This is a genomic window from Massilia sp. FBCC-B171 (assembly GCF_059134155.1).
The window spans coordinates 3,947,394-3,966,314 of record NZ_CP101443.1 but is presented as its reverse complement, the minus strand read 5'-3'; the positions used below and the strand labels follow the sequence as shown (position 1 = coordinate 3,966,314).

Below are 18,921 nucleotides of genomic sequence, written 5' to 3'. Positions count from 1 at the left end.
TCAATCAATAAGCACATCGTGTGGGTGCGAGTCCTGTCGGCCTCCCTCGGCCTCTTGCAGCTTGCCTACTTCCTGTTGGCCTGGGTTGCGCCCGAGCCGACCCAGCTTGGATCTGTCGCGATGAGTTTTTATCCGCGCGGGATGGGCACGCACACCGTCGCCGCCCTGGCGCCGGGCTTGCGCTGGGCCGGCATCCTGTGCGCGCTGCCCGCCTTGCTGCTGCTCGGTTATGCGCTGCTGCGCCTGGACCGCATGTTGCAGGCCTGTTCCGGCGGGCAGATGTTTGCCCGGCGCACCGTCGGCCACATGAAGGCCTTCGCCGCCTGCCTGCTCGGCAGCCTGGTGCTGACCGTGATCGAACCGGCGCTGCGCGCCTTCGTGTGGCGCCATGGCTTCGGAGGTCCGGTGCGCGCGGTGAATGTGGGCGTTTCTTCGGAGGAGTTGATGCTGGTGCTGATCTGCACGCTGTTTTTCGTGGTCGCATCGATGATGCACGAGGCACGCCGGATCGCCGAAGAGAACGAGGGCTTCGTCTGATGGCCATCGTGCTCCACCTCGACGTCATGCTGGCCCAGCGCAAAGTCAAATCGAAGGAGCTGGCCGCCTATGTCGGCATCACGGAACAGAACCTCAGCCTGCTCAAGTCGGGCAAGGTGAAAGGCATCCGCTTTTCCACGCTTGAGAAGATCTGCGAGCGGCTCGCCTGCCAGCCTGGCGACATCATCGAATATGTGCCGGGCGATGCGCAGCTGGACGAAGGTCCCGACCTGTAAGCCTGCCAGCTTACAGATTGACACTCTTCTTACAGTGCCATCGATCATTTTCTCAACATTCACTGGCACACTGTGGGCATGCGTACAGAGCGGGCCGAGGCTGCACGATAGCATCCATCCATTAACCGTATCCGGAGAACAAAATGCGACTTGCCACCAAACACCTCATGCAGATCGGCGCCGTGCTGGCCTTGACCGCTGCGTCCGCTTCCTCGTTCGCGCAGAGCAACGAGTACCGACGTGGCTACGACGACGGCTATGCCGCCGGCATGCGCGCCGCCCAGGACGACCGGGGCGGGCGTCCCGGTGGGCGCAACCGTTTGCACATCGAACAGGCCGACTATGGCGCACGTGGCGCCATGTGCGATGCGCGCCAGGCGGTGCGCCAGGAAGCCGAGCGCAACGGCGGTAACGTCATCGCCGGCAACCAGCTGTGCGGCGATCCTGCGCGCAACGTCCAGAAGCGCCTGAACGTTGTCTACCGTTGCGGCGACAGCGAGCCGCTGCGCGTCCAGGCGCGCGAGAACGAAACGCTGAACCTGAGCTGCCGCCGCTAAGACCGCGGCCGGAGGATCGAAAAAAGCACGCTGCCCGCGAGGACAGCGTGCTTTTTTCATGCGCAGATCTTAATTCGATTGGCGGCGCCCGCCACGCTCGACCAGCACCAGTTCCTCGCCGCCGTCGCGCACCTGGTTGACCGAGGCGCTGCCCGGCCCGCGCACGCTGATGTCGCTCTGGCGCACGCTCAGGCGGCGTGCTTGCAGCGTGCCCGAACCCGTCAGCTCGGCACTGATGCGCTCGGCGCGGCCAACGAGCTCGACGTTGCCGGGGCCGCGCATCTTGAGCATCACGCGCTTGCCCTCGAGCGTGGCGCGCATGTCGCCCGATCCTTGCAGCGAGGCGTCGAGGGTGTCAGTGACGCGCGACAGCGTAATATCGCCGGGACCGCGCTTGTCGAGCATGGCGCTTTTGACGCGCAAGTCGTCGGCGTCGAGCTCGCCCGAGCCGTTCATGTCGGCGCGCAGCTCGTCGGCGCTGCCGCTGAGCCTTGCGTTGCCCGGGCCGGTCATGCGCAGCACGGCGCGCCCGGCCTGCAAGCCGCGCGCTTCCAGGTCGCCCGAGCCGTGCACTTCGGCATTGAACTCGCGGATGCTGCCGGCGACGCAGGCATTGCCCGGTCCGCGCTGCAGGCTGCTGACTTGTTCGGCCTGCAGGTCGCAGGCGTCGAGATCGCCCGACCCGGTGAGCTCGATCCGCAACTCGCGCGCCTTGCCGCGCAGGGTCGCGTTGCCGGGGCCGCTGATCCGGGCCACGGCGCGCGCCAGGCGCAGCTCCAGCGCGTCCAGGTCGCCCGAACCGCTGATGCGCGCCGACAAGTCGTTGCCGACGCTGCCCAGGCGCACGCCACCAGGCCCGGACATGGTCAGCGCCACGTCGTTCGCCTTGACCTGGCGCAGGTCGACATCGCCGCTGCCGCTGCTGGTGACGTCGAATACCTTGATTGCGCCGCGCGCACGGACGTCGCCCGGCCCGGTGGAGGCGAGCACGAAGCGTTCGCCGCCCACCGCGTCGAGTTCGACATCGCCGCCGCCGCTGTTGACCAGGCTTTTCAGGCCGGAGGCCGCGATGCGCACGACCGTTTCCGGCCTGTCGCGCTTGCCCCAGCTAATGTTGATGCCGGTGCGGGGGCGCTGGCGCACGACCAGGGTGTTATTCCGTACTTCGGTCTCGATCTCGGCCAGCTGTTTCGGATCGCCCGACAGTTCCAGGCGCGGCGCGCCTTCGGTCACGATGACGCGAAACGGCCCGGCCAGTTCGATGGCGTTGAAGCCGGTCACCGCGCGCTGCTCGACGGTGGCGGCGCTGCGCTGCTCCTCGGCGCCGACGCCATGGGTGCTGATCAATCCCGTGCACAGCACGGCAGAGGCGAGGGCGAGGTGCTTGATGCGGATGTTCATGGATGTCCCTGTTATTGTTGTGGGGCTGGAGCATGAACGATAAGTCAAGCGGGGGCGGCGTGCGCGGGCCAGGCGACGGAGGTGCGAAATCGGGGTATCAACGGTGAAAACGCAGGACTCTGCTGCGCGTCCGAGGCGGCAAGTGTCATAATGCGCATCTCGAGTGAGGAGAAACAAGTGATTCGTTACATGGGCACGCGCAAGAACAGCGAAGGCGTCAACGTCTACGTGTTTATCGTGAACGGCCTCGAAAAAGAGGTCCGCGAGGCCGCGCTCAAGCAGCATCCGGGCTGCTACGAGGCCTTGCCGGCCTCGGCCAAGGCGAAAATCGCCGCCAACCGCAACTGGCTGTCGAAGCTGTGAGCGGTGCGCGCCGCGCCGCGGCCGGCGCGTTGCTGGCGTTCGCCTGTTGCGCCGCCCAGGCGCTGCCCTCGACCTTCAATCCCGTCATCGGCAGCGCACTGCTGTGCCGCAGCCAGCTGGACAATGCCTACTTTCACTCTTACCTGACGACCGCGTTCGGTCCGGCTAAAAAGCACGAAGGCGGCGCCTTCTGGTTCAAGGGCGATGCGACCCTGTGGGGCAAGCCGGTGCTCGAGCTGATGGTCAGCGACGACACCGACCCGACCGTCTTCATTGCCGCCGTGATCGACAGCACGCCGGATGAGCTTGCAGAAGCGATCCGCGCGGCCACCGGACTGCGCCACACCGCAGTCGATGCTTCGCAGTATTCATTGAGGGTTTCGAAGCCTGGTAGCGTCATCGCTTATCACCAGGGCAAATCCAAAATATACTGCGCCAGGTATAAACCTCTCCCGCCAGGCCGCTAGATGTACACGAATTATTTTCAGCTCAAGCAGGCGCCGTTTTCGATCGCCCCCGACCCGCGTTACCTGTTCATGAGCGAGCGCCACCGAGAGGCCCTGGCGCACCTGCTGTATGGCATCAACAGTGGCGGCGGCTTCGTACTGCTGACCGGCGAAATTGGCGCGGGCAAGACCACGGTCTGCCGCTGCTTCATCGAGCAGATTCCCGACAACTGCCGCCTGGCCTATATCTTCAACCCGAAGCTCTCGGTCGGCGAACTGCTGCAATCGGTCTGCGAAGAGTTCCGCATCGATGCGCCCACCGGGCAGGGCGGGGTGAAGGGCTATGTCGACGCCATCAATGCGTATTTACTGGCCTCGCACGCGGGCGGGCAGAACAACGTGCTCGTCATCGACGAAGCGCAGAACCTGGCGCCGGAGGTGCTCGAACAGCTGCGCCTCTTGACCAACCTGGAAACGAGCGAGCGCAAGCTGCTGCAAATCATCCTGATCGGCCAGCCGGAATTGCGCACCATCCTGGCGCGGCCGGAACTGGAGCAACTGGCCCAGCGCGTGATCGCCCGCTATCACCTGGGGCCGCTTTCCGAAGCGGAGACGGGCGCCTATATCGCGCACCGGATGGCGGTGGCCGGGTCGCAGGGCGCGCCGGTGTTTCCCGATGCGATCGTGCCGCTGGTGCACGCCATCACGGGCGGCGTGCCGCGCCGCATCAACCTGCTGTGCGACCGCGCCTTGCTGGGCGCCTATGTCGAAAACAGCCGGGAAGTCACACGCCTGATTCTGCGCAAGGCGGCCGAGGAAGTATTTGCGGGCGAAACCACGGCCCCTGCGCGTAGCGCGCGCTGGCCCCTGGTGGCCGGCGGCCTGCTGGCTGGCGCCGCCCTGAGTGCGGCCGCGGCCTGGCAAGTGCTGCCGCATCGCGCCGCACCGCCGGCCGCGCTGCCGGCCGCGGCGGCGCCGGCTGCCGCAACCGCACTGCTGGTCAAGCTGCCGGCCGGGCACAGCGACGAAGCGGCGGCCTTGCGCGCCCTCGGCGCGCTCTGGGGCGTGGCCTTGCCTGCGGGCGAACCCTGCCAGGCGGCGATCCGGGTCGACCTGCGCTGCCACGCCGGGCGCGGCGGCATCTACGAGTTGCGCCAGCTCGACCGGCCGGCGGTGATTGCGCTGCGCGACGGGCGCAGCACCAGCTATGCGGTGCTGAGCAGCATGGACGAGCGCAGCGTGACCCTGCTCGCCGGCGGCAAGCGCGAGCGGGTCGAGCTCGCCGCCCTGGTGCCGCGTTTCACGGGCGAATACACGACCTTCTGGAAAATGCCGCGCGCCTTCCGCGACCAGCTGGCGCCAGGCGACCAGGGCGCCGACGTCGACTGGCTGGCCGCGCGCCTGGCCCAGCTCGGCAAGGCGGCCGCGCCGCCGGCCCAGCAGCCCTTCAATGCGCGCACCCAGGAATTGCTGCGCAGCTTCCAGGCCAAGCAGAACCTGAAGGCGGACGGCGTGGCCGGACCGCGCACCTACATGCGCCTCAACCAGCTGACCGGGGTCGCCGAGCCGCGTTTGCTCGCCGCCACCGGGACGGGACACTAAATGTCGTACATTCTCGAAGCACTCAAGAAGGCGCAAGCCGAACGCCAGCTGGGCAATGCGCCGGATATCCATGCGCCGGCACCTGGCCACCTCCCGGCGGCCGCCCGCGCCCCGAACCGCAAGCCGCTGCTGATCGGCCTGGGCGTGGGCCTGGCGCTGGCCGGCCTGGCGGCAGGACTCGTCTTGCGGTCGAAAGCGCCGCAGGGGGAGGCGGCGGTGCTGGCGCAGGCGGCGACGCCCGCTGCACCGCTGGTCGTGGCGCCTGCCGCGCCGGCACTGCCGGCAGCCGACGCGGCGCCCGCGCGCGATGCTGCCCCAACCGAGCCGCCCGCGGCTGCTCCCCAGCGTGCCGCGCCCAAGCCTGCAACGCGTGCCGTTCCGACTCCCCCGGCGCCACGCCCGGCCGCCGTGCGCGACCCCGTTCCCGAGCCCGTCTACCTGCCCGCACCTGCGCCGGCGCCTGCCGCGCCCGCCCGCGCGCCGGATCCGGTTCCTGAAGAAAACCTGCGCACGCTGCAGCAATTGCCCGAGGCGATACAGCGTGAGGTACCGCGAGTGGCGGTCGGCGGCTACATCTATTCGCCCAATCCGGCGGACCGGTTGCTCCTGATCGACAAGACGCTGCGCCGCGAAGGCGAGGAAGTGGCGCCCGGCCTGGTGCTGGAGCGCCTGATGCCGAAATACGCCGTCATGAATTACCGGGGCACCCGCTACCGTGTCGGTTACTGATCCGGTGGCCCGGCATCCCGCGCCGGTAGTGTTGGCCGTGGTCGGCTGGTCGGGCAGCGGCAAGACGACGCTGCTCGAATTCCTCGTCTCGAAGCTGGCGGCACGCGGGCTGCGCGTAAACGTCGTCAAGCACAGCCACCACGACATCGAACTCGAACCGCCGCACAAGGACAGCGCGCGCCTGCGCATGGCCGGCGCGGCCGAGGTGATGATCGCTTCGCCCTACCGCTACGCCATCCTGCGCGAGCTGCGCGGGGAAGGGGAGCCGCCCCTGGCCGAGCAGCTGGCGCGCCTGGCGCCTGCCGACCTGACCCTGGTCGAAGGCTATAAATGGGAGCCGCTGCCCAAGCTCGAGGTCTACCGGCCCGCGCTCGGCCGTCCGCCCCTGTTTCCGGACGACCCGCTGGTCGTGGCCGTGGCCTCCGACGGGCCGGCGCCCGGCGGCGCGGGGCCGGCCTGGATCGACCTGAACACGCCGGACGCCGTCTTGCAGTGGCTCAGTGAATGGTTGGTAATCAGGGCTAAAGTTTCCGCAGAACAAGCCGATAACAGAGGATAACCCTCAACAGGAGACCGTCATGGACGTCACCAGCATCGCCAAGTTGTCCACCACCATCGCCGAGACCGGGCGCAATGAAGAAGTCGCGGTGACCATGCTGAAAAAGCAGCAGGACATGCAGAAGACGAATATGACCCAGATCCTCGAGGGCATCCAGCCGCCGCAGAACCTGCCGCCCCACCTCGGCAACAAGATCAACACCACGGCCTGATACTGCGCCATGCGGTTGCCGTCTCGCGGCGGCCGCGTTATCCTGCCGGGCTGACCCTTTCCCTCGACAGGACACCTTCCATGAACAAACGCCAAGCCGCCATCGCCGCCGCCCTCGCGGGCATCTGCGCCGCCAGCGCCGCCCAGGACGCCCCCACGCACGGCAGCAAACCCGACCATGAACGCTGCTATGGCGTGGCCAAGGTCGGCCAGAACGATTGCGGCACCGCCACCCACGGTTGTGCCGGCATGGCCCAGGTCGACAACGATCCGGCCGAATGGAAATCGGTGCCGAAGGGCAGTTGCGAAAAGGCGGGCGGCAAGCTGAGCGCGCCGTCCACCCAGCCACCGGCGTCGCCGCCACCGCCGCCGGCACGCTGAGCCGTGCACACGCCGGCTGACCCCGGCCTGGTCGGCGTCGGGCTGCGCGCCCCGCATTACCGCGCCTTCCTCGACGATCGCCCGCGCATCGGGTGGCTCGAAGTCCATAGCGAAAACGTCCTGTCGCGCTCCGGGCGCGACTGGGAGGTGCTGCGCACATTGCGCCGCGACTATCCCGTCAGCCTGCACGGCGTCGGCCTCGGCTTGGGTTCGGCCCGGGGATTTTCCCTGGATCACCTCGAACGCTTGCGCCTGCTGGCCGAACAGGTCGAACCCTTTCTCATCTCCGAGCACCTGTGCTGGGGCGCGATAGGCGACCGCCAGCTGAACGACCTGCTGCCGCTGGTGCTGGACGAGGCCGCCCTCGACCTGCTGGCCGAACGCGTCGGCCGCGTGCAGGACGCATTAAAACGCCGGCTGCTGGTCGAAAACGTCTCCACCTACGTGCGCTTTCGGGCGGACGCCATGAGTGAAGCCGAGTTCCTGGCCGCGTTGGCTAGGCGCAGCGGCTGCGCCATCCTGCTCGACGTGAACAACCTCTACGTCAACCAACGCAACCACGGCGAAGATGCGCTGGCGGCCATCGCGGCCTTGCCGCGCGGCGCCGTGGGAGAAATCCACCTCGGCGGCCACCTGGACCTGGGCGATGTCGTGATCGACCACCATGGCGCGCAAATCGCCGAGCCGGTCTGGGCGCTGTACCGGGCCGCGCTCGAACGTTTCGGGCGCGTGCCGACGCTGGTCGAGTGGGATAGCGAAATTCCCGCGCTGTCGGTGTTGCTCGCGCAAGCGAGCCAGGCGCAGGCGATCATTGCCGCATCCGCGCCGGCGCAGCAGGCCGTTTTCATTTTGCCTGCCGCTCCAGACCGGGTGACACCGGCCGCGCATGAAGCCGTGCAGGCTGCGTTCGGCGCCGCCCTGTTCGACAGCGCGCACGAGCCGGCGCTGGCCGGGGTACTGGCCGGGGGCGAGGACGCCGGCAAGCTCGCACGCCGCCTGGCGATTTACCGCGGCAACCTGGGCGGCAACTGGAAGCGGGCGCTGGCCAATGCCTATCCGGCGGTCCAGGCGCTGGTGGGCGAGGAATTCTTCGCGGCCCTGGCCCGCGCCTATGGCAAGGCGCACCCGTCAAGCGATGCCGACCTGAACCGCTTCGGCGCCGCGCTGGCTGAATTCATTGCCGGCTTTGCGCCGCTGGCCGATTACCCTTACATGGCCGACATGGCGCGGCTCGAGTGGCTGCTGCATGGTGCGCACTATGCTTCCGACGCGCCTGTCCTCACTGCCGCCGAGCTTGCACCGCTCGCGCCGGCGCAACTCGAGGCGCACGGGTTCAGTTTGCACGCGGCCTGTGCGCTGTACGAAAGTCCCTGGGCCACGGTGGCGCTGTGGCTGGCGCATCAGGAGGGCGGGCCGGCGTTTCCGGAGGAGATGGCGACGCCGTGCTTCGGCCTGGTCGTGCGCTCCGGCTGGCGGGCGCAGGTGCTGCCGCTCGACCGCGCTGCCTGGCTTGCGCTGCGGCGCCTGGAAGAGGGCGCGTGTTTCGGCGACGCGCTCGACGCCGCCTTCGAGGCAGATGAGGAATTCGATGTGGCCGCGCGCTTGCAGCAGTGGCTGCGGTATGGCGTATTCGGCGGTCTTACGGATTAATCGACGGAGACAGCGCGGGGATCGGCAAAGCGGGCAGGGCAGTTCAAGACGCCAATGCAGGCGCCGAAAGATGGATCGCGGCGCCGCAGCGGCGCCGCGCCGAGCTCAATGGAAAGCGCGCAGGACCCGCTCTTCGCCGGACAAACCGGCGCAAGCCTCGACGGCCTGGCGGGTCGCTTCCATCATGCGGCCCAGTTGCGCGTCTTCGAAGCGTTCTAGTTCTTCGTTGGCGGCGTTCAGGGCCATGGCCAGCTTGGCACGCGCGTTCTGGTAGAGGACGCTAGTGTACTGATCGGTGTTCTTCAGCAGCTCTTGCGCGTTTTCGATGACAAGGCGCAGGTCGCCGATCAGCCGTTCCTGCGTTTGCGAGTTCACTTCCGGGGTTTCCATTGCGTTCACCTTCAGGCCGGTTGATTACGCCTTAAAATATAAACAAGGACTACCCGTCGCGTTTGTCTGCGCGCAAACGTGCGCGGTCGAGGCCGGTAGTCCCTCCTACTGCACCGAGATCCGCACGTCGCCCACTTTCACAGTCTGGCCGGTGCGAATCTTTGCGGTCTTGCGCAGCTCTTTCTTGCCATCGACCGACACCACGCCACTGGCCACGATGTTCTTGCCGGCGCCGCCGCTATCGCACAGGCCGACCAGTTTCAGCAGCTGGTTGAGTTCGACGAACTCGGATGTCAGTTCGAAAGTTGTGTTTTGCATAATATACTCGGAGTGATTAAATAGTGGGCGCACGGTTGGGCTCGCCAGAAAGATGTGCGCAGGCGCGCCGGTCATCGCGGCGCGGCGCGCCAACCTGGCGCTGCGTTATTCCGGATCCGGACGCGTCATGTCCATCGGAACGATCCACTGATCGAACTGTTCCTCGCTGACATGGCCCGATTCGCGGGCCGCCTCGCGCAGCGTGATGCCTTTGTGCTGCGCATGCTTGGCGATCTGCGCGGCGGCATCATACCCGATGTGCGGGGCCAGTGCGGTCACCAGCATCAGCGAGCGCTCCATCAGTTCGCCGATGCGCTCGCGGTTCGGTTCGATGCCGCGCGCGCAGTGCTCTTCGAAGGAGCGCATGCCGTCGGCCAGCAGGCGCGCGCTTTGCAGGAAATTGTGGGCGATCATAGGCTTGAACACGTTCAGCTCGAAGTTGCCCTGCGAGGCGCCCACCGTCAGCGCGACGTCGTTGCCGAACACCTGGCAGCACAGCATGGTGAGCGCTTCGCACTGGGTCGGATTGACCTTGCCCGGCATGATCGAGCTGCCCGGCTCGTTTTCGGGAATCGTGATTTCGCCCAGTCCCGAGCGCGGGCCCGAAGCCATCCAGCGCACGTCGTTGGCGATTTTCATCAGTGCAGCGGCCAGCGTCTTGAAGGCGCCATGGCTCGACACCAGCGCTTCGTGCCCGGCCAGCGCCGCGAACTTGTTCGGCGCCGTCTTGAAGGCCAGGCCCGTGCGCGAACCGAGTTCGGCGGCGATGCGCGGGGCGAATTCGGGGTGGGCGTTCAGACCGGTGCCGACCGCCGTGCCGCCGGCGGCCAGCGCTAGCAGGCCCGGCAGCGACGCGCGGATCGCGCCTTCGCAAAATTCGAGCTGGGCGACATAGCCCGAGAACTCCTGGCCCAGGGTCAAGGGTGTGGCGTCCTGCAGGTGGGTGCGGCCGATCTTGACGATGTCGTCGAAGTCGCGCGACTTGACCAGCAGGGTGGCGCGCAGGCGTGCCAGCGAGGGCAGCACGTCCTTCGACACCGCCAGCGCCGCCGCCACGTGCATGGCGGTGGGGAAGATGTCGTTCGAGGACTGGCCCATGTTGACGTGGTCGTTCGGGTGCAGCAGGCGCGCCTCGCCCCGTTCGCCGCCGATCAGCTCGGAGGCGCGGTTGGCCAGCACTTCGTTCATGTTCATGTTGCTTTGCGTGCCGGAACCGGTCTGCCAGACGGCCAGCGGGAATTCGTCCGGATAGCGCCCGTCGAGCACTTCGTCGGCGGCGGCGATGATGGCGTCGGCCTTGTCGCGCGCCAGTTTGCCCAGCGAACGGTTCACCGCTGCCGCGGCGCGCTTGACCTGGGCCAGCGCTGCAACCAGTTCCGGCGCCATGCGTTCGGTCGAAATGTGGAAATGGTGCAGCGAGCGCTGGGTCTGGGCGCCCCAGAGGCGGTCGGCCGGGACCTCGATCGGGCCGAAACTGTCTTTTTCTATCCGGTTTTCCATGACGGTGTCCTGTTATTTATTTCGATGCTGGAGCTAAAGAGTGTATCCGAACACCCGTTAATTACGCTTAGGCTACAAATTCTTCCCGACTATGGCGATGCGCCCCTCCCAGATACTTTCAGCACTCCTCCTTGCCTCTGCAACGGCTGCCGGCCAGGCCGCCGAACTGGGCGAGGCCCAGGTGCGCTCGCATATCGGGCAGGCGCTCGTGGCGGACGTCGAGCTGACCCTGGTCGAGGACCCCGCCACCAAAGTTGCCGTGCGCCTCGCCCACCCGGACGTGTACCGGGGCGCGAACATCGCCATGCCGCCGGTACTCTCCAGCCTGAACATGACTGTGATAAGGCGCGAGGGCCGCCAGTTCCTGCATCTGACCTCGCTCAAGCCGGTCGAGCGCCGCATGTTGCACGTCTATCTAGAACTGACGGACGGCGGCCAGCGCAGCGTGCGCCTGGTGACTTTGTGGCTGACGCCGGATCCGAATCCCGCGCCGCCTGCCCCGGTGCCGGTGCCGGCGCCGGTGCTGGCTGCGCCGCTGCCCGCGCCTGTCAAAGCGGCGGCGCCGCAGCCCGTGGTGCCGGTCAAGAAGCCCGTTCCGGTGCCGCGCCCGGCCGCCGCCCTGCATGCCGGCGAAGAATACGTGGAAGAGAGCAAGCGTCCAGCGCCCGCGCCCGTGCGCAAGGCAGTGGCGAAACCCGCGCCGAAGCCGGTGCCGAAGAAAGCGCCGGCCGCGGTTCCGGTCCCCACGCCGCCGCCGGCCGAGGCTCCGAGCTGCGCCCCGCAGCCGGCCAGCGAACACCTGAACGCCTGCGTCGCGCTGGGCGAAAAGAATGCATCGCTGCACCAGCAACTCGGCAAGCTCGAGCAAAAAGTGAAGCTGCTGCAGGGCGCTGCGCCTGTTGCCGCTCCCGCTGCACCCGCCGCGGCCGCTCCCGCCGCGCCTGGTCCGGCAGCGACCGACGCACCCAAGGGCGCACCGCGCATCCACCGCAAGCCGAAGAAAGTGGAGCCGCTCGCGCCGGCATCGGAAACGCCCTGGCTCCTGATCGGCGCCGGTGTGGCAGCCGTGTGCGCCATCGCCGGATTGGTGCTGGCGCTGCTGCGCCGCCGCAAGCGTTCGCGCTTCGACAAGATCCCGCCGGAGCACAAGCCGGCCAAGCCGCCCAAGGGGGAACCGGAGGCGGAAGAGGGCGAGCCCAAGCCGAAGTTCATGGCGGCGGTAAAAGCGCGCCTGATGCCGGGACGCGCCAAGGGAGCGGCGCCGGCGGCAGTCGAGCCGGTGGCGGAACAGGCTGAGTAAAGTCTGCGCCTGAGCTTGACCGTAGGGTGGGCGGGTCCCCCGCCCACGCGTTCAAGCGACGGCGGCTCATCCGCGAAAGTCTTATACCCGGGATGATTCGTGGTCGGCTGAACGCGTGGGCGGGGAACCCGCCCACCCTACGTCCCTCCGTTTCAGACCGCATTTCAGGGCGCGCACGAATGGTCTACACAACAGTAAAATTTGCGCTATACTCAATCCGTTGGTTGTCAAAACCACAAAACGGAACAGAGTCCGGCGCAGCCACCACCGATAGCGTGGCGCGGGTACCGGATGTACGTCGCGAGACGCCTGTCTTCGGAAGCGGTCATCTGCCAACAGCGGCAGCGGACGCCGGATGCAACCGGCAAAAGAGGCGACATCGGGATTACCTGGTGTTGCTCTCCGAATTCATACGGGGTCTTCTCCGTAGCACCAGGGCGCCTTCGGGCGCCTTTTTGTTTGCGCGACGCTTTTGCGCGAGCAATAAAAAAAGCGCCCGCAGGCGCTTTCTTGCAAAAGAGGGGAGGCGGCTCAGTGCGCGCGCATCACGCGGTCAAGCTGGCCCATCCAAGGCTCGGTCACGTCGCGCACCGCGCGGTCGTTGGCCATGATCTGTTTCAGCAGGTCGATCTTGCGCTGGCGCTTGCTGCCTTCCAGGGCCGGCACGCCGGTTGCCGTCGCGCTTGCCTGCACGGCGCATTGCGCCTTCAGGCTGTCGAAACCATTCCAGTCACCCGATTGCGCGGCCGAGGCCATCTGACCCGTCAGACCAGCAATATTTTCGTACATCGTGAGGACTTCGTTGGAGGTCATGTGAGCACCGCGACAATTTTTTTCGGCCGGATTACCGGTTGTCCTCTTTTTACGGCAGAGTTCGCCGGAACTTTAGGGCGGCTCGTAAAAATAATTCAAAATTTTTCTCATCGCTTCGGCAACGCCGCAGGCGCCGGTTTTTGCAGTCCAGCGCTCCTTTTTGCCGTCTGTCGCATTCCGGGGCCGCCGGCTTGCCGCTTCCCTTAGAGTGCGTGCTGGGTCGCTGCGCCAGGCGCGGCACCGTATCAATATTAAAAGAACAAGAGAGGAAACCATGAGACACCCACGCGCCGCCGGCCTTGCCCTGACACTGACCCTGGCGCTGGCCGCCCCTGCGCAGGCCGAAGCGCCGTTCTCGTTCGCCGACACGCCGGGCAAGCTGCCCAAGGACGTGATTCCGCTGCTCTACGACGCCCACCTGGTCCCCGACATCGCCGCCGACACCTTCCGCGGCGAGCAGCGCGTCGAGATCGAGGTGCTGCGTCCGACCCGGCGCATCGTCCTGAACGCCGCCAACCTCGCCATCGACCGCGCCGCCTTGTCCGGGCGCGGCATGGCCGAACGCGCTTTGACGCCCGTCCTCGACGAAAAACAGGAAACCCTGGCCTTCGAGCTGGGCGCGCCATTGGCGCGGGGCCGCTATTCGCTGTCGCTGACATTCCGCGGCCAGATCAACCGCGAAGGACGCGGCCTGTTCCAGGTGGGCTACAAGGCGGGCGGCGTCGAGAAGAAACTGGTCGCCACCACGATGGAGCCGTCCGACGCCCGGCGCATGCTGCCGACCTGGGACGAGCCGGCCTTCCGCGCCCGCTTCAAGCTGACGGTCGACGTGCCGGCCAGCTTCAAGGCTTATTCGAACACCCCGGTCGAGAAGCAGGAAAAGCTCGCCGGCGGCCTGCAGCGCATCTCGTTCGCGCCGACGCCGAAAATGCCGAGCTACCTGGTGGTGCTGGTGGCGGGCGAAATGGAGCGCGTATCGGCGCGCCAGGATGGCGTCGAGATCGGCATCGTCACCACCGCCGGCAAGCTCGGCTCGACCGCCTTCCCGCTGCAGGCCACCAAGGACCTGCTGCGCTACTACAACAATTACTTCGGCGTGCCCTATCCGCTGGCCAAGCTCGACCAGATCGCGATTCCCGGTGGTTTCAATGGTGCGATGGAAAACTGGGGCGGCATCGTCTATAACGAGTCGACGCTCTTGTACGACCCGAAAAAGAGCACGGAAGACACCAAGAAACTCACTTTCGAGGTCAACGCCCATGAAGTGGCGCACCAGTGGTTCGGCAACCTGGTCACGATGGCCTGGTGGGACAACCTCTGGCTGAACGAAGGTTTTGCCTCATGGATGGCGGCCAAGGCCACCGAGCACTTCCATCCGGAATGGCGTCCGCACCTGGACGGCATCGCCGAGCGCGAAGGCGTCCTGAATCTCGACGCGCGCAAGACCACGCATCCGATCCAGACCCGTATCGACAATGAAGAGCAGGCCGCCGGCGCCTTCGATTCGATCACCTATGTCAAAGGGCAGGGCTTCCTGCGCATGCTGGAAGCCTATGTGGGCGAGGATCAGTTCCGCAAAGGCATCCGTGCCTATATGGCCAAGCACCAGTATTCGAACACGACCACGGCCGACCTGTGGTCGGCGATCGAGAAAGCCTCCGGCAAGCCGGTGAGTAAACTTGCCGCCGACTGGACCACGCAGCCTGGCTACCCTTTGATCTCGGTCAGCCAGGCTTGCGTGGACGGCAAGCGCCAGGTGACGCTGTCGCAGGAACAGTACCGGCTCGACGAACCGGCGCAGGAAAACCGGCTCTGGAGCGTGCCCCTGCAGGTGGGCACCGTCAACGGCAAAGCCTGGTACACGCTGCTGTCGGGGCGCAGCACGACGCTGACCCAGGGCAGCTGCGACGGCACCCTGGTGGTCGATCCGCACAGCGTCGGCTTCTTCCGCATCCAGTACGATCGCGCCAGTTTCGACGCCCTGGCCATCGACGCCGCGCGCCTGCCGGACGCGACCCGCCTGAAACTGCTGCTCGACGCCTGGAGCCTGGTCTCGAACGGGCGCATGCAGTTGGGTGGCTATGTCGCGCTGGTGGCCAAGTACGGCGACGAGCCGCGCCTGGCGGTCTGGGAGTCGATCCTGTCGAACCTGGGTACGCTCGAGCGTCTCGCACGCGGCGAACCCGAGCAGGCGCTGATCCGGCGCTTCCTCATCAACTTCATCCAGCCGCGCTTCGCGAAACTGGGCTGGGAGCCGAAGGCGGGCGAGTCGGCCGAAGAGCGCCAGTTGCGCGCACTGCTGGCAGGAGCCCTGGCGCGTGCCGGCGACGAACGGGCGATCCAGGAAGCACGCCAGCGGTTTGTCCGCTACCAGGCCGACCCGGCCTCGGTCAGCCCCGAGATGCTCGACTTCGTGGTCAATACCGTGGGCCGCTATGCCGATGGGGCCACCTATGCGGCCCTGGGCAAGCAGGTGGCCGCGGCCAGCACCGACGAGGAGCGCAACCGTTTTGGCGGCGCATTGACGCTGGTGCAGGATCCGGCGCTGGCGGAAAATACGCTGCGCATGGCCATCTCGCCGCAGGTGCCGGCCAACCTCGCCAGCGTGATCGTGGCCAGCGTCGGGCGCGAACATCCGGACCAGGCCTGGCAGTTCGCCGTCGCCAATCGCGAGGTCCTGCTCAAGAGTACCGATGCCGTGGGCCGCAACCGCGCGCTCGCTTCGGTCGTCGCCGGGTCCTCTGACACGCGTCATGCGGATATGATGGAAGGCTATGTAGGCCAGAACTTCGGCCCGGACGCGCTGGTCGAAGCTCGTCGGGTGGGAAATGGCATTCGCGTGCGCGCGGCGCAAAAGGCGCGCCTGCTGCCGCAAGTCCGTGCCGCATTGCAGGCAGCGCAACAGTAACTATCGTTCATTCAAAGGAAAAGCATGAAGACTCGCTGGACACTCATTCGCACCGCCGCCGTTCTCGCCCTGTGCGGCAGCACGCTCGCCGCCCCCGGCGTCGCCCTGGCCCAAGCCAACCAGGCCGCGCCCGCCGACAAGGCCGCCGCCACCCGCAGCACCAACATGACCGTGCTGCCGGGCGACGATTTCTTCACCTACGCCAACGGCGAGTGGCTCGCGAAAACCGAGATCCCGGCCGACCGCGGTTCCTGGAGCGCGATGGGCGCGCTGGCCGAAGAGACGAATACCCGTATCGTGAAGATGATCGAGGAGCTCGGCGCGAACAAGAACACCAGCGGCGAAGCGCGCAAGGTGGCCGATTTCTATGCGGCCTACATGGACGAAGCCGGTATCGAGAAACGCGGCCTGGCGCCGGTCCAGCCGATGCTCAAATCGATCGCCGGCATCAAGGACAAGGCCGCGCTGGTACGCGCGCTGGGCGGCTCGATCCGCGCCGACGTCGACCCGCTGAACGCCACCAATTTCTTTACCGAAAATCTGTTCGGCCTCTGGGTCGCCCAGGGCCTGACCGAGCCGTCGCGCAACCTGCCTTACCTGCTGCAGGGCGGCCTGGGCCTGCCTGACCGCGCCTACTACTTGGAAAACAATGCCCGCATGGCCGAGCTGCGTACCAAGTACCAGCAGCACATTGGCGCGATGCTCAAGCTTGCCGGCATGGACAAGACCGACGAACGCGCCGCGCGCGTCTTCGAACTCGAGCTGGCGCTGGCGCAGACCCATGCCACGCGCGAAGATTCGGCGAACATCCAGAAGTCGAACAATGTGTGGAGCCTGAAAGACTTCGCCGCCAAGGCGCCGGGCATCGACTGGGCCGCCTTCTTCAAGGCCGCGGGCCTGGGCAAGCAGGACCGCTTCCAGGTCTACCACCCGAGCGCCATCGTCGGCGCGGCCAAGCTGCTGGCTGACGCCGACGTCGCCACCTGGCGCGACTACATGGCTTTCCACAAGCTGAACCAGTACGCCAGCCTGTTGCCGAAAGCTTTCAACGACCAGCGTTTCGAGTTCAACGGCAAGACGCTCAGCGGTACGCCGCAGCAGTCGGCACGCTGGAAGCGCGCCCTGGGCGCCACCAATGGCGCGATGGACGAAGCCGTCGGCAAGATCTATGTCGCCAAGTACTTCCCGGCCGAGAACAAGGCGCGGGTGCAGGCCATGGTCGCCAACATCATCGATGCCTTCAGCCGCCGCATCGACAAGCTCGAGTGGATGGCGCCGGCCACCCGCGCCCAGGCCAAGGCCAAGGTCACGTCGATGTATGTCGGCATCGGTTATCCGGAGCGCTGGAAGTCCTACGACGGCCTCAAGATCGTCGCCGGCGACGCCTTCGGGAACGCCGTGCGCGCCGAGGAATACCACTACCAGCAGGAGCTCGCCAAGCTGGGCCGCAAACCCGACCGTACCGAATGGGCCATGCCGCCGCAGCTGGTCAATGCCGTGAACCTGCCGCTGCAAAACGCGATGAACTTCCCGGCCGCCATCCTGCAGCCGCCGTTCTTCGATCCGAAAGGGTCCGATGCCGCCAATTACGGCGCGATCGGCTCGGTCATCGGCCATGAAATCAGCCACAGCTTCGACGACCAGGGCGCCCAGTTCGATGCCCAGGGACGCCTGCGCGACTGGTGGACCAAGGAAGACCTGGCGCACTTTAAGACTGCCTCGAACAAGCTGGTCGAGCAGTACGGCGCCTATAAACCCTTCCCGGACCTGGCGGTGAACGGCCAGCTGACGCTGAGCGAAAACCTGGCCGACCTGGCGGGCCTGGAAGCGGCCTACGACGCGTTCAAGACCACGCCCTCGGGCAAGACCGTCGAGGCGGACCGCCAGTTCTTCACCGGCTACGCCCAGGCCTGGCGCAGCAAGGCGCGCGAAGCCTCGCTGCGCCGCGCCGTGATGACCGACGGCCATGCGCCATCCCAGTACCGCACCTATATCGTGCGCAACCTGGACGCCTGGTACAAGGCCTTCGACGTCAAGCCGGGGCAGTCGCTCTACCTGGCGCCGCAGGACCGGGTGAAGATCTGGTAATGCGATGACCGACGATCTCGACCAGATCTCCCGGCTGACCCTTGCGCATTACGACCGCAATGCGCAAGGGTTCTTTGCCGGCACCATCGACCACGATGTCAGCCAGAACATCGCGGCCCTGCTGGGCGCCATCGAAGCGCCGGCGCCGTACACGCTGCTCGACCTTGGCTGCGGCCCAGGGCGCGACCTGAAAACCTTCAGCGCGCTCGGGCACCGCGCCATCGGGCTGGATGGCGCGGCGGAGTTCGCCGCCATGGCGCGCGAATACAGCGGCTGCGAAGTCTGGCACCAGGATTTCCTGCACCTCGACTTGCCGCCCGGCTACTTCGACGGCGTTTTCGCAAACGCTTCGCTCTTCCATGTGCCGAGCGCCGCCCTGGACGGGGTGCTGGCCGCCCTGTATGCCACGCTGAAACCGGGTGGCGTGCTGTTCAGCTCGAATCCGCGCGGGCACAACGAGGAGGGCTGGAATGGGCCGCGCTATGGCAGCTACTACGATTACCCGACCTGGGAACGCCATGTGGTCGGCGCGGGGTTCGTGCCGCTGCACCATTACTACCGCCCACCGGGTTTGCCGCGCGAGCAGCAACCCTGGCTGGCGAGTGTGTGGCGCCGGCCCATCATGTAGGAAATGTTAGCCAGCGAACAGAAACGAAGTTTCATCGGGCCTAAGGTGAAGCTTCGTTTTTCATTTGAAGAGGACTCATCATGAACGAGGACCAAATCAAGGGTAAGGCCAAGAACATCGGCGGCAAGATCCAGGAAAAGGTCGGCGAAGCTGTCGGCAGTCGCCAGCAGCAGTCCGAAGGGCTGTCGAACCAGGCCGAAGGCAAGGTGCAGGAAAAAGTGGGCGACCTGAAGGATGTGGTCAAAAAAGGGAACCGCTGATTTCTCCACCGCATTAGCAACCAAGCCGCGACCCTGTCGCGGCTT

Annotated in this window: 21 protein-coding genes; 16 read left to right on the top strand and 5 right to left on the bottom strand. The window is 66.4% G+C overall.

Annotated features, from left to right (window positions below):
• The first annotated feature begins 18 nt into the window (after positions 1 to 18).
• From NMB41_RS17975 to NMB41_RS17965, 3 genes are all read left to right on the top strand, one after another.
• Positions 19 to 537 carry a DUF2975 domain-containing protein gene (locus tag NMB41_RS17975; protein WP_494379166.1) on the top strand — a complete coding sequence of 173 codons (519 nt, stop codon included), beginning with the start codon at positions 19 to 21 and terminating at the stop codon, positions 535 to 537.
• A complete protein-coding gene (locus NMB41_RS17970; protein WP_494379165.1) occupies positions 537 to 773 on the top strand; it encodes a helix-turn-helix domain-containing protein in 237 nt (78 codons plus the stop codon). The genes NMB41_RS17975 and NMB41_RS17970 overlap by 1 nt, the downstream gene beginning before the upstream one ends.
• 143 nt (positions 774 to 916) lie before the next feature.
• Positions 917 to 1,330, top strand: a complete 414-nt coding sequence (locus tag NMB41_RS17965; protein WP_494379164.1) for a hypothetical protein — start codon at positions 917 to 919, stop codon at positions 1,328 to 1,330.
• Positions 1,331 to 1,399: 69 nt separating this feature from the next.
• Here NMB41_RS17965 and NMB41_RS17960 read toward each other — a convergent pair whose 3' ends face one another.
• Complete coding sequence (locus NMB41_RS17960) at positions 1,400 to 2,731, bottom strand: GIN domain-containing protein (protein ID WP_494379163.1); 1,332 nt, start codon at positions 2,729 to 2,731, stop codon at positions 1,400 to 1,402.
• Positions 2,732 to 2,908: 177 nt separating this feature from the next.
• Between NMB41_RS17960 and NMB41_RS17955 the strand changes: the two genes are divergently transcribed.
• The 8 genes from NMB41_RS17955 to bufB all read left to right on the top strand — a co-directional run bounded on the left by NMB41_RS17955 (position 2,909) and on the right by bufB (position 8,671).
• A complete protein-coding gene (locus NMB41_RS17955; protein ID WP_494379162.1) occupies positions 2,909 to 3,094 on the top strand; it encodes a hypothetical protein in 186 nt (61 codons plus the stop codon).
• Entirely contained in the window at positions 3,091 to 3,561 is a 471-nt protein-coding gene (locus tag NMB41_RS17950) for a hypothetical protein (protein WP_494379161.1), read from the top strand. Before NMB41_RS17955 ends, NMB41_RS17950 begins: the two co-directional genes overlap by 4 nt.
• Positions 3,562 to 5,142 (top strand): ExeA family protein, encoded by a 1,581-nt coding sequence (locus tag NMB41_RS17945; RefSeq protein ID WP_494379160.1) that lies wholly within the window; start codon positions 3,562 to 3,564, stop codon positions 5,140 to 5,142.
• Positions 5,143 to 5,871, top strand: a complete 729-nt coding sequence (locus tag NMB41_RS17940) for a general secretion pathway protein GspB (protein ID WP_494379159.1) — start codon at positions 5,143 to 5,145, stop codon at positions 5,869 to 5,871.
• Positions 5,858 to 6,430 (top strand): molybdopterin-guanine dinucleotide biosynthesis protein B, encoded by a 573-nt coding sequence (mobB, locus tag NMB41_RS17935; protein ID WP_494379158.1) that lies wholly within the window; start codon positions 5,858 to 5,860, stop codon positions 6,428 to 6,430. The genes NMB41_RS17940 and mobB overlap by 14 nt, the downstream gene beginning before the upstream one ends.
• Before the next feature lie 19 nt (positions 6,431 to 6,449).
• Positions 6,450 to 6,641 carry a YjfB family protein gene (locus NMB41_RS17930; RefSeq protein ID WP_494379157.1) on the top strand — a complete coding sequence of 64 codons (192 nt, stop codon included), beginning with the start codon at positions 6,450 to 6,452 and terminating at the stop codon, positions 6,639 to 6,641.
• 80 nt (positions 6,642 to 6,721) lie between these two features.
• A complete protein-coding gene (locus tag NMB41_RS17925) occupies positions 6,722 to 7,021 on the top strand; it encodes a BufA1 family periplasmic bufferin-type metallophore (RefSeq protein WP_494379156.1) in 300 nt (99 codons plus the stop codon).
• A 3-nt stretch (positions 7,022 to 7,024) separates the two neighbouring features.
• Positions 7,025 to 8,671, top strand: coding sequence for an MNIO family bufferin maturase (gene bufB / locus NMB41_RS17920; RefSeq protein ID WP_494379155.1), 1,647 nt, complete (start codon positions 7,025 to 7,027; stop codon positions 8,669 to 8,671).
• A gap of 105 nt (positions 8,672 to 8,776) precedes the next feature.
• Here the strand turns inward: bufB and NMB41_RS17915 are convergent, their stop codons facing one another.
• From NMB41_RS17915 to fumC, 3 genes are all read right to left on the bottom strand, one after another.
• Positions 8,777 to 9,061, bottom strand: coding sequence for a DUF883 family protein (locus NMB41_RS17915; RefSeq protein ID WP_494379154.1), 285 nt, complete (start codon positions 9,059 to 9,061; stop codon positions 8,777 to 8,779).
• A gap of 105 nt (positions 9,062 to 9,166) precedes the next feature.
• On the bottom strand, positions 9,167 to 9,379 hold the full coding sequence (locus tag NMB41_RS17910; RefSeq protein WP_494379153.1) for an RNA-binding S4 domain-containing protein: 213 nt from the start codon (positions 9,377 to 9,379) through the stop codon (positions 9,167 to 9,169).
• Positions 9,380 to 9,484: 105 nt separating this feature from the next.
• Entirely contained in the window at positions 9,485 to 10,879 is a 1,395-nt protein-coding gene (gene fumC / locus NMB41_RS17905) for a class II fumarate hydratase (protein ID WP_494379152.1), read from the bottom strand.
• 97 nt (positions 10,880 to 10,976) lie between these two features.
• On the opposite strand from fumC, the gene NMB41_RS17900 reads away from it, so the two are divergent.
• Complete coding sequence (locus NMB41_RS17900) at positions 10,977 to 12,179, top strand: FimV/HubP-related protein (RefSeq protein ID WP_494379151.1); 1,203 nt, start codon at positions 10,977 to 10,979, stop codon at positions 12,177 to 12,179.
• A 531-nt stretch (positions 12,180 to 12,710) separates the two neighbouring features.
• Here the strand turns inward: NMB41_RS17900 and NMB41_RS17895 are convergent.
• The gene (locus tag NMB41_RS17895; protein WP_494379150.1) at positions 12,711 to 12,992 is read right to left on the bottom strand and encodes a flagellar protein FliT; all 282 of its coding nucleotides are present in this window, start codon (positions 12,990 to 12,992) and stop codon (positions 12,711 to 12,713) included.
• A 274-nt stretch (positions 12,993 to 13,266) separates the two neighbouring features.
• Here NMB41_RS17895 and NMB41_RS17890 point away from each other — a divergent pair, with 274 nt between their 5' ends.
• The 4 genes from NMB41_RS17890 to NMB41_RS17875 all read left to right on the top strand — a co-directional run bounded on the left by NMB41_RS17890 (position 13,267) and on the right by NMB41_RS17875 (position 18,876).
• Positions 13,267 to 15,900, top strand: coding sequence for a M1 family metallopeptidase (locus tag NMB41_RS17890; RefSeq protein ID WP_494379149.1), 2,634 nt, complete (start codon positions 13,267 to 13,269; stop codon positions 15,898 to 15,900).
• A gap of 24 nt (positions 15,901 to 15,924) precedes the next feature.
• The gene (locus NMB41_RS17885) at positions 15,925 to 17,988 is read left to right on the top strand and encodes a M13 family metallopeptidase (protein WP_494379148.1); all 2,064 of its coding nucleotides are present in this window, start codon (positions 15,925 to 15,927) and stop codon (positions 17,986 to 17,988) included.
• A 4-nt stretch (positions 17,989 to 17,992) separates the two neighbouring features.
• Positions 17,993 to 18,616 (top strand): class I SAM-dependent methyltransferase, encoded by a 624-nt coding sequence (locus NMB41_RS17880; protein ID WP_494379147.1) that lies wholly within the window; start codon positions 17,993 to 17,995, stop codon positions 18,614 to 18,616.
• A gap of 80 nt (positions 18,617 to 18,696) precedes the next feature.
• On the top strand, positions 18,697 to 18,876 hold the full coding sequence (locus NMB41_RS17875) for a CsbD family protein (RefSeq protein ID WP_494379146.1): 180 nt from the start codon (positions 18,697 to 18,699) through the stop codon (positions 18,874 to 18,876).
• The last annotated feature ends 45 nt before the right edge of the window (positions 18,877 to 18,921 follow it).